Origin of the sequence: Desulfotruncus arcticus DSM 17038, assembly GCF_900113335.1 — a bacterium.
Lineage (GTDB): Bacteria > Bacillota > Desulfotomaculia > Desulfotomaculales > Desulfallaceae > Desulfotruncus > Desulfotruncus arcticus.
In genome coordinates this window covers 94673-115950 of sequence record NZ_FOOX01000013.1, presented here as the reverse complement: position 1 = coordinate 115950, position 21278 = coordinate 94673, and the positions used below count along the sequence as shown (strand labels likewise).

The following is a 21278-nucleotide window of genomic DNA, read 5'->3' as shown; positions in this document are numbered from 1 at the left end:
AATCTCCTCCTTAAACATCATGTTGCACCCATATTATGCAAATTAAGGAGGAACTGTTAACAGGCAACAGATTTATTCTTCCGTGGCCCCCGCCGCCGCACCTTCATTGGCATCCGCCGGTTCAGCAGCAGGCTCTTCCGCCTTGCGCTCCGCCAGCACAGTAACAATTAACGCCTCAGGATCATCTAAAACAGTAACATCGTCTGGAACATTGATATCCTTAACAGCCACAGTGTCACCTGCATTCAAACTATCCAAATCAACCGCTATTTCCGATGGAATATTCGCAGCCAGACATGAAATTTGCAGTTCCCTGATGCCATGCTGGGGTATGCCTGTTTTGACCTCTCCATTGAATGTTATAGCTATAGAGGTGGTAATTGATTCTTTCATTGAAATTTGATGAAAATCTATATTCCAGATCATCCTCTTAATCGGGTCATGCTGCATGTCTTTGATTAATACCTTGAAATTCTCTGGCGCATCGCCGCCCTGAACAGTTAGATCAATAATAGAATTTTTAGCATTAGACAGGATGTTTTTTAGTGGCTTAAATTCCACTTCTACCGGGATACTGCCGCCGCCGTCGCCAACCTCCTTACCGTATATGACCCCGGGAACCATGCCCCGGCGGGTTAATTCCTTACGATACGACTTACCGGTTTTCGTGCGATAATTAACCTGCAAACTTACATTTTCCATATATGTGACCTCCTTTGGGATAATATTCCCTGTTTATAGTTATATCAAACAAATTACTATCATAACAATAATTAATACCTATCGGGGACATTACTTCGTCGTGTCCCTTTTCTTAAGAACGCAAAGGGGGGTTTACCATGCGTAAAAGCAAACAATTTCTTAACTTGCCTGTAATAAGCCTGGAAGAAGGTACCCAAATAGGGCTAATTAAGGGGCTGATTGTCAACCCCGCCTCCAAAAAGGTAATAGCCCTGGCCGTTGACCAAAAGGGCTGGTTTAACGATCAAAAATTTATTCCCTACGGGAAAATACACAGTGTCGGCGATGACGCCGTAACCGTAAATCACAGTGCCATAGTTCAAAAAGGCAACAGCCTATCGGAAATAATCGGCCTGGTTAAAGAAAAAAACAATATCAACGGCGTTCGCATAATAACAGAAAACGGCACCATGCTTGGCCAGGTGGACGATTATTACGTCAATCTTGCTTCAGGTGATATTGTAGGCATGGAATTCGGGGGCGGTTATCTAAGCGGCGTTTATAGCGGATCTGCTTTCCTGGACATAGATCACGTGCTTACCATCGGTAAGGAAATGATTGTATGTACAGATGAAGCCATGGAAAAAGCGGTCAAGCTTGACGGCGGACTGCACGATAGATTGCAGGACGTAAAGGAATCCACCGGCAAGCTATTGGAAGCCACGGTACAAAAAAGCAAAAGTATTGGATCAAACCTGGGCTCAAATGTAACCAGATCAATTTCACGATTAAAACGGAATAAAGATGACCATGCGCCTCAGGATGATGCTAACAAAGAGGAACCGCCCAAGGAATAACCTGATGCTTAATCGGGATGCCGGACCTCAATCAAACAGTTTGCTCACCGACAGGTCCTCATGGACCCGGATGATAGCCTCCCCAAGCAACGGTGCTACCGATAATATTTTTAGGTTATTAACTATTTTAATTTGCGGTAAGGCAATCGTATTTGTCACCAAAACTTCTTTTATTGGCGCCCCGGCCAGCCGTTCCACCGCCGGACCGCTAAGCACAGGATGTGTGCAGCAGACATAAATTTCTTCCGCGCCCCACTTTTTCAATGCAGCCGCCCCCTGGGTGATGGTGCCGGCGGTATCGATAATATCATCAATCATGATTACTTTTTTACCTTGAACGCTTCCGATGATATTCATAATTTCGGCCACATTGGGCTCCGGGCGTCTCTTATCGATTATGGCCAGGGGGGCGCCGATTCTTTCAGCCAAATCCCTGGCACGCTGCACTCCGCCTAAATCAGGACTCACCACGACAACATCATTTAATTGCTGCTGGAGAAAATATTGAGCTATCAGCGGTACACCGGGCAGGTGATCTACGGGTATATCAAAAAAACCCTGGATTTGCCCTGCATGCAAATCCATTGTAATAACCCGCCTGGTACCGCTGGCGTATAATAAATTTGCCACCAACTTGGCGGTAACGGGATCGCGGGCCCTGGTTTTGCGGTCCTGCCGGGCATAGCCGTAATATGGCATAACGGCCGTAATTCTCCGTGCCGATGCCCTGCGTACGGCGTCAACCATTACCAGCAGCTCCATTAAATGCTCGTTGACGGGTTCCGACGTGGGCTGAATGATAAAAACATCAGCACCTCTGACACTTTCATTTATTCTAACCTGAATCTCTCCATCACTGAAGCGGGTGACTTTGGCCGCCCCAACCGAAACACCCAGGTAATGGGCTATTTCTTCCGCCAAAGCAGGGTTGGCGTTACCAGTAAAAATTTTCAGCCGTTGTCGCGATGACATTTCTTAGCTTACCTCCAAAAATTATTGATCGCCACTTTTTCTTTTTGCAGCCCAGTTGTCAATATTTTTTTGTTTACCCCGGGCCACCCCCAGTGCTCCGGACGGCACATCCCGGGTTATGGTGGAACCTGCGCCCGTATACGCTTCCCGGCCAACCACAACTGGAGCCACTAAATTAGTGTTGCTGCCTATAAACGCGTTATCCCCGATTACAGTTAAAGACTTTTTCTCCCCATCATAATTGCATGTAATTGTACCGGCGCCAATATTAGCTCCCGAACCGACTTCGGCATCGCCCACATAGCTCAGGTGAGGCACTTTGCTGCCCTGACCTATCCGAACGTTTTTCAATTCCACAAAGTCCCCGACTTTAACCTGGGATTCCAGTTTACAACCGGGCCGGATGTAGGCAAAAGGCCCAATATTGCAGCCATCCGCTACGCTGCTTTCCAGAATAATAGAATTTTGAACTGTTACCCCGGATCCAATACTTGAATTTACCACGCGAGCAGAAGGACCAATAATACAATTCTCGCCAATCTTCGATTTTCCTTCTATGAATGTATACGGATAAATAACTGAATCTGGTCCAATTTCCACTGAATCATCAATAAATGTAGAAATAGGATCAACTACAGTAACACCTGTCAGCATCAACCGCTCCAGAATCCGGCGGCGCAATAGCCCTTCTACTGCAGCTAATTGAATGCGATCGTTAATACCGGAAATCTCTTCCGGATCATCAACAACCACCGCGCCAACCTTTTTACCCTCCCGGGCATAGTATTGGATTATATCTGTAAGGTAATACTCTCCCTGGGCATTGTTGGCATCCACAGCCGCCAGCGCTTCAAACAAACCATTGGAACAAAAACAGTAAATCCCCGTGTTAATTTCTTTAACCGCAAGCTCCGCGGGCTTACCGTCTTTTTGCTCCACAATTTTTTCCAGTCCACCTTCAGTATTGCGAATTATTCTTCCGTAACCTTGGGGATCGGAAAGAATTGCGGTAAGAACAGTGGCAGAGTTTCCCTGCTTGATATGCTGCCGGTAAAGCTCATTAAGAGTTTCCGGACGAACTAAAGGAGTATCCCCGCATAAAACAAGTATATCTCCTTTATAATTACCAAGAAGGCCTTGCGTTTGCATCAATGCATGGGCAGTACCCAATTGTTCATACTGATAAGCAATTTCTGCCCTGTCTCCCACCAAATTGGCAATAAGTTCACCCTGGTGACCCAATACCAGCACGGTTTTTTGCGCTCCTACCTTTTTAACGGATAAAAGCACATGTTCCACCATTGGCCTCCCGCCAACACGGTGCATTACTTTGGGCAGTTGGGATTTCATCCGGGTCCCCTTCCCGGCGGCAAGTATCACAGCAGCTAACTGCATTAAAAAACCCCCTGAAATATTCATACCTAATTCTTATTCAACATAATATTATTATTCCCTGCTTATTTTCGGGGTGCGGGGTGGGACAGGGGGACAGGTAGCGCGTCCCAATGGTGGGACGCGCTACCACCTCCTGCCGTACATACATAAAAAGAGAGCTGACGCTCTCTTAAATGGCACTTGAGTATGCTTCAAGTACCGCATTTTGTATTATTTCCCGGGCCGAAGAATTAATGGGGTGAGCTATATCTCTAAACTCCCCGTCAGGTGTCTTTCGACTTGGCATGGCTACGAACAGGCCGTTCTGGCCTTCCACCACCTTAACATCATGAATGACAAACATATCATCCAAGGTTACCGATACAATAGCCTTCATTTTACCTTCAGTGAGTACTTTACGCACTCTCACGTCGGTAACAATCATTTACTCACCACCTTCCGCTATCCAAATATGCCTGATTTTGCATATTTTTCTCTATGCAATCGAAAATTCCTGCAAATTTCCAAAAAATTTAGAAAAACTTTCCTAAAAATTTTTTTCACTAATTATTTTATAGCCTTTTTCTTTTAATAAATTGGTAATTTCCATGATATGTAGATCATTACGCGTTTCCAAAAGTAATTTTACTTCAGCTTTTTTTAAAGGCACCCGGGGGTCGACCCTGTCGTGGCTTACCGAAATAATATTAGCCTGTAAATCCGCTATTGCCTCCAGTAAGTTTTGCAATGTCCCCGGGCGGTCATCTACAATCGCTCTCAGGTATACTCTGCGTCCGGACCTGAGCAAACCCCGTTCAATTAAAATAGAAACAGCGTTAATATCAATATTGCCGCCGCTTAGCACCACCACAACATTCTTGCCGGGCATGACTATCCGTTGTTGCAGCAGGGCGGCCAGGCCCACGGCGCCCGCGCCCTCCACCACCATTTTAGACCGCTCCAGCAACATGGTAATTGCCCGGGCAATTTCCTCATCTTCCACTGTCACCATTTCATCAACATAGCGGCAAAGCAGGTCAAAATTAAGCCGGCCCGGCCGGCGCACAGCAATACCATCCGCCAGCGTACAGACCTGGCCATGCATTTCCTGCCAGCATTTTGACTGATGGCTTAAAAACATTGCCGGCGCAGCCTCTGACTGTACCCCGATTATTTTCACCTCAGGGCGCAGCGACTTAACGGCAAGCGCCACCCCCGCAATCAGTCCGCCGCCGCCAACCGGTACCACTATAGCATCGGTTTCCGGCAATTGTTCAAGTATCTCCAAGCCAACGGTACCCTGCCCGGCTATAATATCGGGATCATCAAATCCGTGTACAAATATCGCCCCGGTTTGGTTCTGCAGCTCCATGGCCCGGGCATAGGCATCATCATACCCCTTGCCCGCCAGTACAGTTACCGCTCCATAGTCCCTGGTAGCCTCTACCTTGGCTATTGGTGCATTGGCAGGCATTACCACTGTAGCGTTGATGCCTGCTTTAGCTGCAGCATAAGCAACACCCTGACCGTGATTGCCCGCCGAGGCGGTAATTACCCCTTTATCCCACTGTTCTTTGGCCAGCCGGGAAATTTTATAATACGCCCCTCTTATTTTAAACGAGCCTGTTTTTTGAACATTTTCTGTTTTAAAATAAACGTTACTGCCTGTCAGCCCGCTAAAAGTGCGCGAATAATCGACGGGAGTGGTGTAAATTACTCCCTTTAATACCCCGGCCGCTTCTTTAATTTCGGCAATGGTCAGGGACATCAGTCCCATCCTCCGCTTCGCTTATTTTCCACTATTTTCCCCCACCTTTAGCCCAAAAATACATAAACCCCGCGTCTCATAAATAACCGGGGCAAATTAAATCACGATCCAAAAAACGTGGGCGGACAGGTCGTCCGCCCCTGCCTAATATTTCACCCTGCCGCTGGTACCGCGCCGGCGGCAGGGGCCTCTATCTTCCTATTGGGCCAAACCTAAATACGCATTTACCAGGTCCAAATCGCTGGGTTTGTCAACATCCACCCCGACTTCGGGATACATGCTGATTACTACCTGGCCGTGAATTCCCAAAAGCCGGGATACCTTGGTTTGCGCTTCCTTTAATGTTATATTTCTCATTAAAAACTTAATTAAAAACATGATCCCTACAATTCGGCACAATTTGATCGGGCTTTTCCTTGCTTCCACCAGCTTTTGCCCCCTGGGCATGCATTCCTCTATAATGCCGGGATTAAACATAAACATATTACCCCCCGTAAAAGCCCCTTCCTTTAAGCTGACATAAGTCCGGTTGCAGTAAGCATATCTCTTCTCAATAACTTCCCTGGGCACAATAGGGTAATAAAGATCGGCTTCAACTTTTTCACATTGCATAATAAAATCTTCAATGGCAATGTGCGTTATCAACGGAATATCTGAAGTAAATAATAAAACTCTTTTAGAACCCGGCAACCTGTTTAGCCCCAGGAGCACATTTTCGGTTAGTTCACTGCCGTGGTTAATCAGCATAATATGATCATCTTCATTGATATACTTGGCCAGATCGTTGCGCGGCCCCACAATAGCAACCCTGTTAATTTGCCCGCATTTTCTTATTGCCTCAATCACGTATTGCACCATGAGCTTGTCACCTATGGTAATCATGGCTTCATACGCCGCTTTGCTGCAAGAACTCAGCGCTCCATTGTTAGGACTGCCAGCAAGAACCAGGGCGTCAATCATATTTTTCCTTGACCTCCCCCATGGCGGTTAAAAATAATTGTTCAGCTGTATCGATATGCTCCCGGGCCAAACTGCCGGCAAGTTCGACATTGCGGCTGCTAATGGCCTCAACAATATTTTTGTGTTCCTCCACTGCGTGTCTGCCGCGGCCCGGAAGGGCCAAAGACGTGGTACGGAATCTTTGTACTTGTTCTTTTAAATGAGTCACAATTTGAACTAGCCGTTGGTTGCGGCTGGCTTTGTAGATCAGATCGTGGAAACTGATATCACGCTCAACCAGGGTATCAATATTCTTGCCGTGGCTGACTTCGTAATTCAGCAAAACGGCTCTTTCCATTTCCTCCAATTCTTCGGTGGTAGCCCTCTCCGCTGCCAGTCCGGCCGCCAGTGCTTCCAGTGCCGCCCTGACCTCAAAAACATCAACTATATCCTTAACCGATATACCTGCAACGTAGGCTCCCTTGCGGGGAACCATCACCACAAAACCTTCCAGCTCAAGTTTTCTGATGGCTTCCCTTACCGGGGTGCGGCTGACACCCATTTCCTCGGCCAATTGGATTTCCATCAAGCGCTCGCCCGGTTCAAGGCGTCCCTGAATTATTGCCTCACGCAATGTCTCGAAAACTATTTCCCGCAGGGGCTTATAATTATCAAGTTTAATGGGGACCAACCTGGGTTGTTCCATTCCCCCCGCCTCCTTAAAATTACTTCACTTATTTTACCTTTTTTAGTCTTCCCAAGCAAGTCGAACCAGCTAGAGTGTTGGACTGGAAAACTTTGTGGCACAGATCCAGTTGTTACCACGGCCTAATCTCCCGGCAGCTTCTGCTGCGGTGTTGCAGTCATGAAAAATGCCAAATACAGTTGGACCGCTGCCGCTCATCAAAACACCCCGGGCCCCTGCAGCCAGCAGATCCTTTTTAATAGCGCCGATTAACGGGTGCATTGTCGTCGTTACCGCTTCCAGGTCGTTGTCCAGCAGGCTGGCAATTTGGTCTGTGTCACCCTGCCTGATCGTTTCAACCATTTTTAAGCAGCGGGGCTCAATTTGATCGACAGTCTGATCGTAACTCCGATATACTTCTGCAGTACTCACGCCAAAAGGCGGTTTAACCAACAGAACACCAAAGGGAGGCAAATCAGGCAAGGGTTCAATTAATTCCCCTCTACCCCGGGCCAAGGCGGTACCTCCGGATATACAAAAAGGAACATCAGAGCCGATATTGGCGGCCAGTTTTAGCAGCTCTTCCCGGGTTAATCCCAACTCCCAAACCCGATTAAGACCGCGCAAGACTGCGGCGGCATCCGCCGACCCGCCGGCTAAACCCGCCGCAATCGGAATTTTTTTGATCAACCTGATCCGGACTCCCTCGCGACAGCCGGTTTCACGACGCAACAAATCAGCAGCCCGGTAGGCAAGATTCTCCGGCCCGGACGGCAAATCAGCACCCTCTACTGCAAGATCAATACAATTTGCCGGGCTTAGCTCCAGAACATCATGAAGGGCCAGAGTTTGCATGACAGTTTCCAATTCATGATAACCGTCGACTCTAACCCCGGTTATATTTAGTACCAGGTTGATTTTTGCATAAGCTTTTACCTGCATAACAATTAAAGTATATCCAATATATACCGGACAGGCAAGTAGGGTGTAAAGCAGCCAAAGAATTCATTATCCAGTAATTTTTATCATATATTTAGTTTTAGGTATTCAGAATTCAGGAGTCAGGAGTCAGAATATAAAAAATGGTAACAAGCACGGTTTTATAACTATATTTCTGATTTTTATCTCGTTAACCGCGACTAAGGTTCAGGTGGGGTCAAAACCCCACCTGAACCAAGTCTTCTTTATTAGTTACCAGCTAAATCAGACGATTAAAACTCAAGAATGCACTGGATCAACTTTACTCATTCTGACTCCTGAATTCTGTCTCCTGACTACTCTAATTATTTTATTCCTAAGGGAGGGATAATATGAGCTCGGATAAAGCAAGCAGCGCCAGCAAGCGCCTTGCTATCAACACTGTAACCAAACGTTTGAGCCATTTTGACGGTGACCGGTTGATCAAAGAATACCCGGTGGCGGTAGGTAAACAGACCACCCCCACTCCTAATGGTTTTTACAAAATTAAAAGCAAAATCGTTAACCCCGGGGGAGTTTTGGGCACCAGGTGGATGGGCATGGACATACCCGGGGGAAATTATGGCATTCACGGCACTAATAACCCTGCTTCTATCGGCACTGCGGCTTCACTGGGCTGCGTACGCATGTTTAACCATCACGTTGAAGAGCTTTTTCCCAATGTTTTCATAGGCACTCCGGTACATATCAACAGCACTATGGCTGTTGACTGGTCAAAAACCAATAAACCCGCACAGGGCAAAAAAACTTATACCATAAAATCCGGTGACACTCTTTGGAAAATTGCACGGGACTTCAATGTTTCTATAAACGAATTAATTGCTGTCAATAACATCAGCAACCCGGATCAAATTCAACCGGGGCAGGTGATTATAATTCCCTGACCCGAAACGGGGGTAAGATTCTATTGGGTGAAATATTGTTGCAATCTACCGTTGCGGGCTTGGGAACCTGCCTCGGCGCCGGAGCAGTACTGCTTTTCGGCCCAATGCGCAGCGGTACCCTTTCTCTGCTGCTTGGATTTGCATCAGGAATAATGGCGGCAGTAGTAATAATAGACCTGCTTCCCACTTCGCTCCAATACGGACAGCCGGTTGTTTGTATTTCAGGCTTTATAACCGGCTTTCTTTTCGTTACAGGAATGGATTATTCCCTGGGTAAGGTTCTGCCGGGACGCCGGTTGCAACAAATTTATCTGCGTATGGGCTATTTGATAGCACTGGGGATTGCACTGCACGACCTGCCGGAAGGAATCGCTATAGCCGCAGGATACTCAGCCTCTGCAGTGCTTGGCCCAGTACTAGTGCTGGCCATTGGGATGCACAACATCCCGGAGGGGATGGCCACAGCTGCACCGTTAAAGGCAGGCGGGGCCAGCAGCAGCCTTATTCTGGCCTTAAACGCGCTGGTCAGCCTGATCACCCCCCTGGGTACTATGCTGGGATTGTTTATTTTGCAAGTTTCCCATGAGATGAATGCATTACTGCTTGCCCTGGCGGCCGGCGCCATGATCTATATCATTCTTGAAAAACTGCTGCCTGCATCAATGGGCAACAACGGTTTTTTGGCCTTAACCGGTCTGCTGACAGGTTTTTTGTTTATGTATGGAATACATTCACTTCTTTAAAAGCAACCAGGAACCTGAAGCCATTAATAGGGTGCCCGCCACCCGGTACCAGTTAAAGGGAATTTTTTCCAACCCGAACAAGCCAAGGTGGTCAACCAACGCAGCCGTTAGTACCTGGCCGACAATAATCGCAGTGGTTGCAACCGCCACTCCCAAACTGGGAATGCTTTTTACCACTCCATAAGTAATCATAACCCCCAGAACCCCACCCAGATAAAAATACCAGGGAACTTCGGCATAATGCTGCCAGTTCCCGCCTCCCAGGCGGAAAACAAAGAGTAGAACACCCACCAGCACCAGGCCCACCAGGTTAACTATAAACGTAGTTTCCAACAAACCAATAATTTTGCCCAGCGCGGCATTTAGCGAACCTTGAACCGCCATGGTGACCCCGGATAAAGCGGCGATCAAGAGGGCCAAAACTTTTATGCTCATTAGATCCCCCTATACTGAAAAAAGTTTTTAAGTTACTTGTATCTGGCGCTCCGGTGGTTCCCTCCGTGCGCTGCGCAATTTTCCTTGTATCTTTAATAGTTACCTGTAGCTAACGCTTACACCAAACAGCCCGGCTAAACTTTACGCCCTTTCGGGGTCAAGCTTTGGGGATTTGACGGGCTATGGACCGCATCCAGTGCTACGCTTACTCCGGGAACCACCGGATCACCTTGCCTACGGTATCTATTTTGCATCCTGCTTAAAGCATATAAAGTCACTTTCGGGTATCATAAGCAACACCTTTATTATTTGCCGTCAATCGAATAATAATGCCCACGGACCGCCCTTTAACAAATAAATCAACGCGCGCCCAAATTAGTTTAATTTAGGCGCGCGCAAATAATAAACCAGAGAAGAGGTGTGTCCCCTCTCCTCTTCAGTATTCAATGTACGGAGAATACCCCAGCGAATTCAGCGTTCGGAGAATATAGTCATTACTAATTACAGTTTGATCAAAATTTACCGTGACTTTCTTTTCATCCAGAGAAACCTGAACATCCTGAACTCCGTCAACTTGCATCAAATTGTGTTCAATTTCCTTTTTGCCACCCTCATCGCTCAACCCGCCTACCCGGGTTGACATGCTGACACTATTTTTCGCCTCAACCAAATTACCCACCCCCGAAAAGGTTATAACTTTAAGATACCCCGAATTTCCATTCCAATACCTCACCGGGCTTAGGCAGTTTTTCTTTTCTTTCATCTTCCCTGATACTCTTGATTATCTCAGTGGGAGGGTTGCTTTCTTGCGGTTTATTTTCTTTTGTCTTTTTTTCTTTTAAATCAAGGTTGATTTCCCGCTGCACGGGTTGTGACGGGCCGTTTGGAGCAGTTGTATCGCTTTGGGCCGGACCTTGCTTAAAAGCGCCGCCCTGCCCGCCAAACAGAGGTGCCAGCAGCCACATTAAACCTGACAAATCCGGCTGCCCTCCTTTGGGTTGCCCGCCCTTCGGTTGCCCTCCCCCAAAAGCGCTCAAAAGATTGAACAGCATAGCTGGGTTAAATGGTGGTTGTTTGCCGGCCTCCCCTCCTCCGGCACTGCCCATACCGGATGCCAATAATCCCAAAAGCGGCCCAAGCATAGCTTGCAAATTGTTCGCATCGGGATTCGCCGCACCGGCAGGTTTATCCCTGTTTAAAACGTCTATCATGCTCATTAAACTTATTAAACTCATCATAGTCATTAAATCCTGGCTGTTAATATTATGTTCTTTCTGGTATTCCAACAATTTTATTAAGGTTTTTTCCATTTTTTCCTGATCTTCAACGGCCATAAACAGCACTCCTTTCCCCAAAGAGTCATGTTAGTTGTAACAGATGCTTCAAATGCTTCATAGGATGTTTAAAATAAATATTTCCAAATAAAAGGAGGTTTGGTTATTTGAACAATCAAATAAAGTTTGCTAACCCGTTAATACTTTTTTTAATGCCAATATTATTTGGTATAGGTATTCAAAGCTTGAGTTACGAAACGCGCCGGTTTGCCGTACTACCGACCGGTAACACTGGAAAATGCGCCAAAGAATCGCCCGAGAAACAAAAATCAGGAGGTAATCAAGAGTTTAACACGACCCCAGGCAAGCAAAATAAAGACGTTCCTGTGAATCCTCCAAACACAGCTGGTCAAAATGAAGGTGTTGCCGTGAATCCTCCAGATGCAGCTAAGCCAAATGAAGGTATTCCCCTGAATCCTTCAAACACGGCTGATCAAGATGAAAGCGTTCCTGTGGATATTCCCGAGGCAGCTAAACCGGATGAAGACGTTGCCGTGGCTCCTCCGGCCACTTCCGATCAAGGGAACAACCAAAAGACAATTAACCCCAAATTTCCGCCAGCTATTGAAGTGGCAATGGAACCTCCCCCAAAAACCCTGCCAACTATCCGGTTCACCAGGTAATGATGCTCAGGGCAGCTTATTTGCTGCCCTAACTTTCATTTTGCTGCTTAAACTTAGGGCCGCCGAACAGGCCGATAAAAGGAGCGGCATCGGCCGGCGAAAACGGTCGCCGGCCTCCTTCACCCTTTTGTGTGGCGGGCACCCGGCGTTCAAGAAGATTTAATATTTCCATCAAATTAATCATACCCAGCATAATTAAAAAATGTTCATCACTCATATTGGATGTGCTTTTTAATTCCAGCAAGCTGGTAACCGCTCGCTCCAGTCCCTTTTCAGAATCCGGCATTATACCGCCTCATTTCACTAAACCAGTCCCGGTATTGTCGGGATATTCATACCGCCAGTCAGCTTGGAAAGCTCCTCCCGCACCATTTTTTTAGACTCCCGCATACCCTCATTAAACGCTTCTGCCGTTAACTGGGCCAGTTGAGACGGGTTCTCCAGCACATCAGGTTTAAAATGTATCTGTACAACTTCCTGGTTGCCGTTCATGATTATTTGAACAGCTCCATTGCCGGCACTGACCTTGACATTCATATTTCGCAACTGTTCCTGCAGTTGTTTGACCATTTGCAGCATACCATCCATATTTCCCATCATGGTTAGTACTCCCCCTTATATTTTAAGCTCTTTACAAATATATGTGGAAAATCCATAAAAAAGAGATGGTATAAATACCATCTCTTTCCACAACCTGCTATTAACCGGTGTAATACTTTTCGTAATACTGGTTTTGAACTCTGGTGCACTCTAACATTACATTGTCAATTAATACCTGGGCAGCATTAACCGCAGAATTAGGATCAAAGGTAAATCTCACCAGGGCGCTCCTGGCCTCTTCCGGCGCCATGGCATTAAGGCAGTACCGGGTGGTGGAGTTATCCGGAATCTGGCTGGCAGTCCATGACTGAGACTCACTGGATACAACCCTACCATGCCTGTTATAGAACACTACTTCGGCGGTCAGGGTATAAGCCGAAGTGGCTGCGCCGCCTGGTGTCACCTCCGTTGCATCGAAGCACATCCGGTATGTCCCGGTGGGGACAATATCCAAGTCAACGGTCTGGAACAAGGAAGCGGAATTAGTGGGAACATTGCCTAAAATAGCGCCTGAATTTTCGCGGATAACGTTGCTGGCACCCCAGAAAATGGGAGTGGTATCAGTTCCCCAGGATTCCAGTTCGCCGTCCTTCAACAGGTTAACCCCTTTAACGCACTTTCTGTCCAACTGCGGACATACATTAACGAAAATTTGCCGGTCTTCCACAACTTTGACCTGGAAAATCATTACACCGGTTTGCTGCAGCCTTGATCCCCTTCTTAAATCCCAGCGCATATCAATTTTCTTATGCTTTAGTTTAATATATACATTATCCTCATTAACCACGGGCTGAGCAACATCCAGGGTTACATCATCGGCAAAGGGAATGTCCTCACCAACGTGCTTAACTATATCATGTTTGTCAACATAATATATTTGCTTGTGCAGTATGCCGCTGACCAGCACTTTTTTAACTACCGGCTGTCTGTGTGTAGACCAGTGCCAGCCAAAGCGCTCCCAACCTTCTTCCTCAATAACGCTGATCCACCTGTCGCCGTTTTCATGGATAAATATCGGTCTGGCATCAAAATCATCCAGGCGGGCATCAATATGATCCACCTTCTGGGCCAGTTCCGGCAGAGCAGCGATATTGTCAACGATAATCTGGACTTCTTCTTCGGCCAAAACAACGGGAATGTCAACTTTCACGCATAATACATTATCTGGCTCACTGTAGAAGTACTCTATAGGCATAAATTGAACCTCCTTATTAATTAATTGAACTGAACATTATCCCTTGGCTCCGCAGGGGATTTTTATTACCTGGCCAACCTTTAGATTGTTGGGGTCAATGCCCGGATTGTGAGCAATAATCTGGTTGACGGTAGTGCTGTACCGGTTCGCCAGTTCGAACAGCGTATCACCGGACTTGATGGTGTAATTAATTACCTGGCCAACCGGGCATTCTTCTTCCTCTTCCTCTTCGACAATCTCAGCGCAAACCTCTTTGCGCATCGTTTCAGTAACTCTGGCCCTGACCTTGATCACCGCTTCAATATTGATATCGCAATCTGCTGGTTCTGCATCAATATACTCAATTACGGGTCTAACATCTAAATCCATACCTGCTTCAGCACCTTGAATTTCCACAAAGGTGCGGAAATTCAACCGCTGGTGCATGGCGTGCACAGCCTGGTCCGGTTTCATGGATACGTAGATAATTTTGACCTCAACGTAGCCGCGGGTAATTACCTTGTTTTTAAGAATCTTTTGCTCTGTAACTACTGTTTTATCAATGGTCACATTGAGCACTTTTTCCGGGCAAGGTTTGGCATCGGGGACGGCAAAGTTTTCCCGGACTACTACCTGTGAACTTTTTTCACCAACTAAACGTTCAACATTTAACTCAACGGTTCTTACCGTAGTTCCGGCACATTCTGTGACGACCCTGACCTCCCTGGGTTCGGTAACCCTGGCATTAAGCTGGATGACGCAATCCGCCGAAAAGTACGGGTCACCTTTTATTTCCACATCACAATTTTCAACCATTGCATCCACTACAGCATCCATATCCGGCTGTGCACCCGGTACTTCAATAAAATCGGTAAAAGTAACCGTATGATGCATATCATGCACAGTTTGTTCCGGTACCGCACCAACATACATAACTTGCAGGGTGACTTCCCCGTCAACAATTACTTTATCAGCCACAATCCTGGCGTCGGTAATCACAACAGTTGTATCAACATTCAAAATTTGCGCTGGTTCCGGTTTCTCGGGAGGATTGTCAAACTCGTCACTAATGATCACCTGGGCGGTTTCTCTGCCCACCACATCATCAACATGAATTAAATCATAATTGGCTTCCATATTGTCAGGCACTTCAACCAGCACATCCACATCCTGGGTTTCGGTGACTTTGGCTGAAACAGCTAATACCGCCGTCACGTTGTATAACCGCACATCTTTATCGCTGGGAGCAAGTCTGACATCTTCAACTACAACATCAACTTTAACGTCCATGTCCGGCAATGCACCCGGCAGGTCGACGTAAACAGTAAAAGGAACCTGCCCGTGCATTGAATGAACTGATTGAGCCGGCTCAAAGGCTACGTAAACAACGTTAAGAGTTATCAGTCCCTCAACCACTACTTTATCCGGTAAAAGGCTGGTATTTTTTACGGTAGCCGTTCTATCCGTGGAAATAATCTGCTCTACGTCCGGCTTGGGATCAGGTATTCTAAAGGTCCCACGCACTACCGCCTGTTGTAAATTTTCACTTACGACCTGGTTAACCGTAATTCTTTCCTTAACCGGTGCATTGTTAGCAGCCATAATACTTCCCCCTTTCAAGAGATTTCTATAATAGTATATGAGTGACTTATTAAAATGTGCAGAATATCTTGTATGAAGGAGCAAAAGGAAAAAAAAAGAAGATTTTCAATGTCCTATTTTTTACTCATTTGGTTTTAAATGGTGAACTTGGCAGATTACTAGAATAAAAAACGCGCTAAACCAATTCCCTTAGCGCGCTTTTCCATACTTATGCCCCGAGGCACGTTATCCTGGCGAATAAAGCACGGCCCCCATTCCCTCTGTCAGGGCCAAACACGAAAGCTTTCCCTCCGGTTCGTCAAAAAAGCAGGTTAGAATAAAAAGATTTCTTTTTAGACCCCTCTTAAACCGCTGCAACATAAGCTCATCCAGATTACTCAACGTTTCCAGCGCCATTTCAGTACCCTTGATTACCAGGGTATATCTTCCATCGGATTGTTTTAGAAAACGTATGCTGCACCGGGGGTTGCCCTTCTTTTCCCGGGAAAGTTGGTCAATCATGCCCAGGTAACTTTTAGCCACTTTTAGTGCATCCTCCTTACTTGGCAAGCGAGGGCCTATAGCAGGAATATCGTTAAGGAACGTTAATGCAACATCATTCGTTCGGTATATTTTCACAATAAGCAACCCTCCCCGGCAAGTCGACCTCGAGTCTAAAAAGACATGGACTACTCAAAATTCAATTTGCAGCAAATCCATGACATTCTGGATCCGGTTAAATATGCAATAGGCATCCGAACCGGCAAAAAGCAAACCAACAGCCCTGTTATCCTGATCCACTATAAGAGAGCCACTGTCTCCGGGCTTGCAAACCAGATCCGAAACCACCTGATCACTGAACCAACCCGCCTCTTCATCAGAAAGATCGACCTTTAAAGTTACCCCTCTGGCTGTAATTTCACCGCTGGTAAGCCCACTGGACCGGCCGCTTTTTTGCACTGTCATTCCTTCTTTGATCTCACCTACACCCGCAACCCGCCCGATTTCAAGTACTCTATCATCTATCACACCCGGGCTTACCGGTTTGGCCACGGCACAGTCCACCATGTTGGAAGAACGTGTAGATTTATAAAGCCTTAATTCGTATGCGGGACGTATCAATTTAATAATACTGTTGCCGATGCTGGCCGCTTTTGCCGCCACAGCGCATTCCGGCTGTTCATATTCCCTAATCAGGGGAATAAACCTGTGTAATTCCGCAATCCTGTCGCTATCTTTACCGCCATCATAAGCGCCGGGCTGCAATATTGGATCACCGATACTCGCCCTGCCATCTTTTCCGTCAGTTCCGTTGGCCAGGATGTGATTATTGGACAAAATCAGCTTCTCCCCTGTTTTGCTGTCCTTTACCACAGCACCAAAGGTGCCTGCCGTTATTTTGTAATGTCCAATACTGCTGCCCGGCACGGCAGGCCGCAATTTTTGCGGGCGTTCCAGCAATTTTACCCGGCCAATCTCAATCACATCGGTTGCCAGGCCTTTTACTTTATTGGGTATCCTGTGGTCCCGGTGCAAATCCCCAACCGGCAGCTTTTTCTCGACAAATACTATAATGGCGGGCTTATCGGTTCTGCTCAGGCCAACCCGCTTATATCCAACACCCACACCCCTGACGTTAGGTAAACCAAGTATCCGGTGGCGCACTTTTTCCAGGGTGCGATAATGCCTTTCCATATCACTCCCTCCTTTACTGATGCCATTTTATGCGCGGGAAGTAAAAATGGTTACCGTGCTTAATAAGGGGACCGTGGAACTCCAAGCCTGTGTTTACCTCGTGTTTCCATACCGCCAATGCCGTCAAAGCCCGTTATGGTGCCGGTAATTACATCTTTAAGGGGGATTGGATCGTAAATAGAAGTGTACGCCACCTTTTCCACTACAAAAACCGGATCAAAGGCATGAATCAGCACTCTTTGGGGTGAACTGGCGAAATTGGCCCCTGCCTTTAAAAGCGCCTCATAATGGGATTGGCAGGCCCCGGCAAAAATAACCAGATCATCCCTGCTTTTTTCATAACGGCGCGCTGCCTTAACCGCATTTACAAAATTTAAAGAATTGTAGTAGTTGCCGATATCTGAAAAATCCTTGGTATCCTTTTTATAACCGTCGTGTCCCGTCAGGACCAATAAATCGGGGCGGTGCTCTTGTAATAAATCTAAAATTTTTTCCGCCTGCTCACGTTCAGGGATGTTAAATCCGTCAGCCGGTATACTTAGCTGACGATAGGTGGTCATGCAAAGATCCAGGTATTCACCGTCACCGTCCACATGCAAGACCCTGCCCGGAATATCGAAGCTTTCCACTTCAACTGACGATTTATGAGCTTCCACAGACCGCATTAATTGTCTTTCCCGTTCTTGTTTGCGCCGCGTAAAAACCCGCCGCATCGCCTCATGGTTTTTAACCATGGCCATGCGCCAGTAATCAGCCACTTTAGCGGATTCAATTTTTTCCAGGTCCTCAATGGGGGCAGTTGCACACAGTCGCATATCAAGTCCGTTTAAACGTGCCATCTTTTTTTCATTATCTACGACAATATCCATCACTTTAAAATATACATCCAGCCCGTAAGACTTTCGCCCGACCACATCACCAACTTTTAATTCTCCCATAAGCAGGTTCCTCCAACTTTTTTTTCATACTATGACTATCCCGGTTCAAGATGTGAGTAAACGTTGAAACATTTTCGGAATCTCAGCATAATCTGGAACAACCTGGGATAGCTTGAAAGGGGCCGTGCATATGTTTGTGGCTATAATACCGGCCAAGAACGAAGCGAAAAACCTGAAAAAAGTTATCATGAAATTACCCCTGGATTCCATTGATTTAATTATTCCGGTACTAAACGGGTGTACTGATAATTCATTACAGGTGTTGCAGCAATTAAACTGCCCCATACTGGCACCGATTGTCTTTTCGGAATCTCTGGGAATTGACGTCCCCCGTGCGGTAGGCGCAATAATTTCTAAAAAAATGAACGCTGAAGGGTCTCTTTTTGTGGATGGGGATATGCATGGTGTTGATACGGGGGCATTAAAAAATTTAATTGATGCTGTTAAATACCGGGGAATAGATTTAGCCTTAACCAATTGTTATCCCGATTATATTCAAACTCAATTAAGCTCAACTGCAGCATGCCTGATCGAAATGCGCAACAGCTTAAACCGTCATCTAAAACTGTTTGATAAAATCAATTCCGCCACACCTTCACATGGTCCCCACGCAGTGTCGGGGAAATTGCATAGCCTGGCTGCACCATACGATTTCGCAGTTCCGCCCCTCTTATTGTCAAAATCAGCCGGGGCCGGGCTCAAGGTAGAGGCTGCAGCTGAAATACCTCATATAATGCTTGGCTCCACGCTAAGGAGTTATGAACATGTTAATAAAATAGCTGAAACAATTATTGGAGATTGCCTCGAAGCCCTGACGTGGAAGGAAGGAAAGAGACCACCGGGCAACAGGACCAAGGATGGCAAGGAATACATCGGGTATAACGGGGAAAGGCGCCTGGACCTTTTGGAGCAATTTGCAAAGGGAGAGGTTGAGCATAACTATTATTGAGAAAACTTGATAGCCTCTAATTTAAACTAAATTAGATAGTACTGTTACCCTCAAGATAATACCTAACATTTTTTTGTTTTCATCAACCACGGCAATGGGGTATTTAGTTTCTGTAGCATAAGGAATCAGTTCGTGCATATAGGTCTCCGGATCCGTAGTGTAAAATTCTTGCTTCAAAATATCTTTTATACTTTTATCCTCTTTAAGAGCTCTAATGGCATCATCAATGGTCACAAGCCCTTGTAACCGACGCTCATTATCCAATACAAAAATACTGGAGATTCCACCTTGTTCCATTTCTTTAATGGCCACTTTTAAGCCATCTTTAAGAGAAACCAGGGTAGAAGGTTTAAACATAATATTTTTTGCTTGCAATACTTTAGAACGGTCGATATCCTGGACAAATTTTTGAATATATTCATTTCTGGGCTTGGCCAGGATTTCCTCGGGAGTTCCGATTTGTTCAATGACCGCATCTTTCATAATGGCAACCCGGTCGCCCAGCTTAAAAGCTTCATTGATGTCATGGGTAATAAAAATAATAGTCTTTTTTAGACGTGATTGAATATCCAACAGTTCTTGTTGCATTTCCCGCTTAATCAAAGGGTCAAGGGCGCTAAAAGGCTCGTCCATAAGGAGAATATCCGGATTGGTGGCCAGGGCTCTGGCCAAACCCACCCTCTGCTGCATTCCTCCGCTTAATTCATTGGGATATTTATCTTCCCAGCCTTGCAAACCGACGCTGCTTAAAGTTTCCCGGGCTATGTTATAACGCTCCGACTGGGAAACATTTTTAATTTCCAGGCCATACGCTACATTATCAATTACTTTTCGGTGGGTGAATAAACCAAAATGCTGAAACACCATGGCTGCTTTCGTTTGTCTAAATGCTTTTAAATCTTTGCTGTCATAATGAACAATGTCTTCTCCATCTACATAGATTTTCCCCTCTGTGGGCTTATTGAGAAGATTTAAGCAGCGGATCAAAGTTGACTTGCCGCTTCCCGACAGACCCATGATAACAAAGATCTCCCCTTCGGCGACTTCAAAGGAAACTTTGTTTACGCCTAACGTATGCCCGGTTTCTTTAAGAATCTGTTCCTTGGACAGTCCTTTTGCTAATTTAGGTAAAACTGAACGGGGATTGCGCCCGAACACTTTCGTTAGTTGTTCAACTTTTAATTTTGCGTTCATTTTTTGACTATACTCCTATTCCGGATACTTAAATCGCGTGGCAACGGATTGTGACAGCCTATCTATAATAATAGCCAGAAAGACAATACTAATGCCGGCTTCAAAACCTTGTCCAATATCAATATGCTGAATTGCCCCCAGCACGTCAAGCCCTAATCCTTTAGCTCCAATCATGGATGCGATTACAACCATGGACAGCGCCATCATAATTGTTTGATTGATCCCGGTCATAATTGTGGGCAGGGCCTGGGGAAGCTGAATCTTGATCAGAGTTTGCCAGTTGGAAGAGCCAAAGGAATGAGCGGCTTCGACCATTTCTTTTGGAACATTGCGGATGCCCAAATCGGTTAAGCGAATAACGGGGGGAATCGCATAAATCATTGTGGCAAATACTGCCGGTACTTTACCCATCCCAAAAAGCAATAGAGCGGGAATCAAATACACAAAGCTGGGCATCGTCTGCATGCCATCCAGAATTGGCCGCATAAAAGTATTAAATACATTATTATAAGCCATGAGAATACCCAGGGGAATTCCCAGCAGCATAGAAATTACAACAGCAGTTATGACAATGGACAGGGTTAGCAGCATGGAATCCCAAAGGCCAAACGCCCCTACCAAAAGAATTAAAAGAGTATAGATAATACTGGACGTCAGGTCTTTAACTTTCCATCCGATCAAGAATACTATGAGCAATACCAGCCACCAGGGTATAAAAAACATTAAATTCTGCATTTGCAGAAGAAACCATAAAATACCGGATGAAACTGCGTGAAAGAATCCTCCAAAATTATGCATCAGCCATGTTATAAAATCTTCAACATATTGCCCAATATTTATGTTCAGAAATTCTGGAAATTGATTCATTTTTTAC

At 46.0% G+C, this 21278-nt stretch carries 25 protein-coding genes; 5 read left to right on the top strand and 20 right to left on the bottom strand.

Annotation, left to right across the window (positions count from 1 at the left end; genetic code table 11):
• Positions 1-72: 72 nt before the first annotated feature.
• Complete coding sequence (locus BM056_RS16965; RefSeq protein WP_092472599.1) at positions 73-702, bottom strand: 50S ribosomal protein L25; 630 nt, start codon at positions 700-702, stop codon at positions 73-75.
• A gap of 137 nt (positions 703-839) precedes the next feature.
• On the opposite strand from BM056_RS16965, the gene BM056_RS16960 reads away from it, so the two are divergent.
• Positions 840-1538 carry a PRC-barrel domain-containing protein gene (locus BM056_RS16960; RefSeq protein WP_092472598.1) on the top strand — a complete coding sequence of 233 codons (699 nt, stop codon included), beginning with the start codon at positions 840-842 and terminating at the stop codon, positions 1536-1538.
• Between the two features lie 27 nt (positions 1539-1565).
• Here the strand turns inward: BM056_RS16960 and BM056_RS16955 are convergent, their stop codons facing one another.
• From BM056_RS16955 to ispE, 7 genes are all read right to left on the bottom strand, one after another.
• Positions 1566-2510, bottom strand: coding sequence for a ribose-phosphate diphosphokinase (locus BM056_RS16955; RefSeq protein ID WP_092472597.1), 945 nt, complete (start codon positions 2508-2510; stop codon positions 1566-1568).
• A 21-nt stretch (positions 2511-2531) separates the two neighbouring features.
• Positions 2532-3905, bottom strand: coding sequence for a bifunctional UDP-N-acetylglucosamine diphosphorylase/glucosamine-1-phosphate N-acetyltransferase GlmU (glmU, locus tag BM056_RS16950; protein WP_092472596.1), 1374 nt, complete (start codon positions 3903-3905; stop codon positions 2532-2534).
• 169 nt (positions 3906-4074) lie between these two features.
• The gene (gene spoVG, locus BM056_RS16945; RefSeq protein WP_092472595.1) at positions 4075-4329 is read right to left on the bottom strand and encodes a septation regulator SpoVG; all 255 of its coding nucleotides are present in this window, start codon (positions 4327-4329) and stop codon (positions 4075-4077) included.
• Between the two features lie 102 nt (positions 4330-4431).
• Positions 4432-5661, bottom strand: a complete 1230-nt coding sequence (gene ilvA / locus BM056_RS16940; RefSeq protein WP_092472594.1) for a threonine ammonia-lyase — start codon at positions 5659-5661, stop codon at positions 4432-4434.
• A gap of 189 nt (positions 5662-5850) precedes the next feature.
• The gene (locus tag BM056_RS16935; RefSeq protein WP_092472593.1) at positions 5851-6612 is read right to left on the bottom strand and encodes a nucleotidyltransferase family protein; all 762 of its coding nucleotides are present in this window, start codon (positions 6610-6612) and stop codon (positions 5851-5853) included.
• Positions 6605-7297: a GntR family transcriptional regulator gene (locus BM056_RS16930; protein ID WP_092472592.1), complete on the bottom strand. Its 693-nt coding sequence runs from the start codon at positions 7295-7297 to the stop codon at positions 6605-6607. The genes BM056_RS16935 and BM056_RS16930 overlap by 8 nt, the downstream gene beginning before the upstream one ends.
• Before the next feature lie 69 nt (positions 7298-7366).
• Complete coding sequence (ispE, locus tag BM056_RS16925; RefSeq protein ID WP_174549971.1) at positions 7367-8218, bottom strand: 4-(cytidine 5'-diphospho)-2-C-methyl-D-erythritol kinase; 852 nt, start codon at positions 8216-8218, stop codon at positions 7367-7369.
• A 368-nt stretch (positions 8219-8586) separates the two neighbouring features.
• Between ispE and BM056_RS16920 the strand changes: the two genes are divergently transcribed.
• Positions 8587-9138 (top strand): L,D-transpeptidase family protein, encoded by a 552-nt coding sequence (locus tag BM056_RS16920; protein WP_092472590.1) that lies wholly within the window; start codon positions 8587-8589, stop codon positions 9136-9138.
• 23 nt (positions 9139-9161) lie between these two features.
• Complete coding sequence (locus tag BM056_RS16915; RefSeq protein WP_092472589.1) at positions 9162-9881, top strand: ZIP family metal transporter; 720 nt, start codon at positions 9162-9164, stop codon at positions 9879-9881.
• On the opposite strand, the gene BM056_RS16910 is transcribed toward BM056_RS16915, so the two are convergent.
• The 3 genes from BM056_RS16910 to BM056_RS16900 all read right to left on the bottom strand — a co-directional run bounded on the left by BM056_RS16910 (position 9870) and on the right by BM056_RS16900 (position 11650).
• Positions 9870-10316, bottom strand: coding sequence for a DMT family transporter (locus BM056_RS16910; protein ID WP_092472588.1), 447 nt, complete (start codon positions 10314-10316; stop codon positions 9870-9872). The genes BM056_RS16915 and BM056_RS16910 overlap by 12 nt on opposite strands.
• A gap of 436 nt (positions 10317-10752) precedes the next feature.
• Complete coding sequence (locus tag BM056_RS16905; RefSeq protein ID WP_238456510.1) at positions 10753-10986, bottom strand: heavy-metal-associated domain-containing protein; 234 nt, start codon at positions 10984-10986, stop codon at positions 10753-10755.
• Between the two features lie 28 nt (positions 10987-11014).
• Complete coding sequence (locus tag BM056_RS16900) at positions 11015-11650, bottom strand: hypothetical protein (RefSeq protein ID WP_092472587.1); 636 nt, start codon at positions 11648-11650, stop codon at positions 11015-11017.
• A gap of 107 nt (positions 11651-11757) precedes the next feature.
• On the opposite strand from BM056_RS16900, the gene BM056_RS16895 reads away from it, so the two are divergent.
• On the top strand, positions 11758-12273 hold the full coding sequence (locus BM056_RS16895) for a hypothetical protein (RefSeq protein WP_092472586.1): 516 nt from the start codon (positions 11758-11760) through the stop codon (positions 12271-12273).
• Between the two features lie 28 nt (positions 12274-12301).
• On the opposite strand, the gene BM056_RS16890 is transcribed toward BM056_RS16895, so the two are convergent.
• The 7 genes from BM056_RS16890 to yabG form a co-directional block, all read right to left on the bottom strand.
• Entirely contained in the window at positions 12302-12559 is a 258-nt protein-coding gene (locus tag BM056_RS16890; protein ID WP_092472585.1) for a hypothetical protein, read from the bottom strand.
• Positions 12560-12576: 17 nt separating this feature from the next.
• The gene (locus tag BM056_RS16885; protein ID WP_092472584.1) at positions 12577-12873 is read right to left on the bottom strand and encodes a YbaB/EbfC family nucleoid-associated protein; all 297 of its coding nucleotides are present in this window, start codon (positions 12871-12873) and stop codon (positions 12577-12579) included.
• A 100-nt stretch (positions 12874-12973) separates the two neighbouring features.
• Positions 12974-14068, bottom strand: coding sequence for an SPOCS domain-containing protein (locus BM056_RS16880; protein ID WP_092472583.1), 1095 nt, complete (start codon positions 14066-14068; stop codon positions 12974-12976).
• A 36-nt stretch (positions 14069-14104) separates the two neighbouring features.
• Positions 14105-15649, bottom strand: a complete 1545-nt coding sequence (locus tag BM056_RS16875) for a DUF3794 and LysM peptidoglycan-binding domain-containing protein (RefSeq protein ID WP_092472582.1) — start codon at positions 15647-15649, stop codon at positions 14105-14107.
• Positions 15650-15874: 225 nt separating this feature from the next.
• The gene (locus BM056_RS16870) at positions 15875-16267 is read right to left on the bottom strand and encodes a hypothetical protein (protein ID WP_131820779.1); all 393 of its coding nucleotides are present in this window, start codon (positions 16265-16267) and stop codon (positions 15875-15877) included.
• 54 nt (positions 16268-16321) lie between these two features.
• Positions 16322-17323: a chymotrypsin family serine protease gene (locus BM056_RS16865; RefSeq protein WP_092472580.1), complete on the bottom strand. Its 1002-nt coding sequence runs from the start codon at positions 17321-17323 to the stop codon at positions 16322-16324.
• Between the two features lie 59 nt (positions 17324-17382).
• Entirely contained in the window at positions 17383-18261 is an 879-nt protein-coding gene (gene yabG / locus BM056_RS16860) for a sporulation peptidase YabG (protein ID WP_092472579.1), read from the bottom strand.
• A 130-nt stretch (positions 18262-18391) separates the two neighbouring features.
• Here yabG and BM056_RS16855 point away from each other — a divergent pair, with 130 nt between their 5' ends.
• Positions 18392-19210: a glycosyltransferase family A protein gene (locus tag BM056_RS16855; RefSeq protein ID WP_092472578.1), complete on the top strand. Its 819-nt coding sequence runs from the start codon at positions 18392-18394 to the stop codon at positions 19208-19210.
• A gap of 21 nt (positions 19211-19231) precedes the next feature.
• On the opposite strand, the gene BM056_RS16850 is transcribed toward BM056_RS16855, so the two are convergent.
• Positions 19232-20404 (bottom strand): quaternary amine ABC transporter ATP-binding protein, encoded by a 1173-nt coding sequence (locus BM056_RS16850; protein WP_092472577.1) that lies wholly within the window; start codon positions 20402-20404, stop codon positions 19232-19234.
• A 15-nt stretch (positions 20405-20419) separates the two neighbouring features.
• Positions 20420-21271, bottom strand: coding sequence for an ABC transporter permease (locus BM056_RS16845; protein WP_092472576.1), 852 nt, complete (start codon positions 21269-21271; stop codon positions 20420-20422).
• Between the last annotated feature and the right edge of the window lie 7 nt (positions 21272-21278).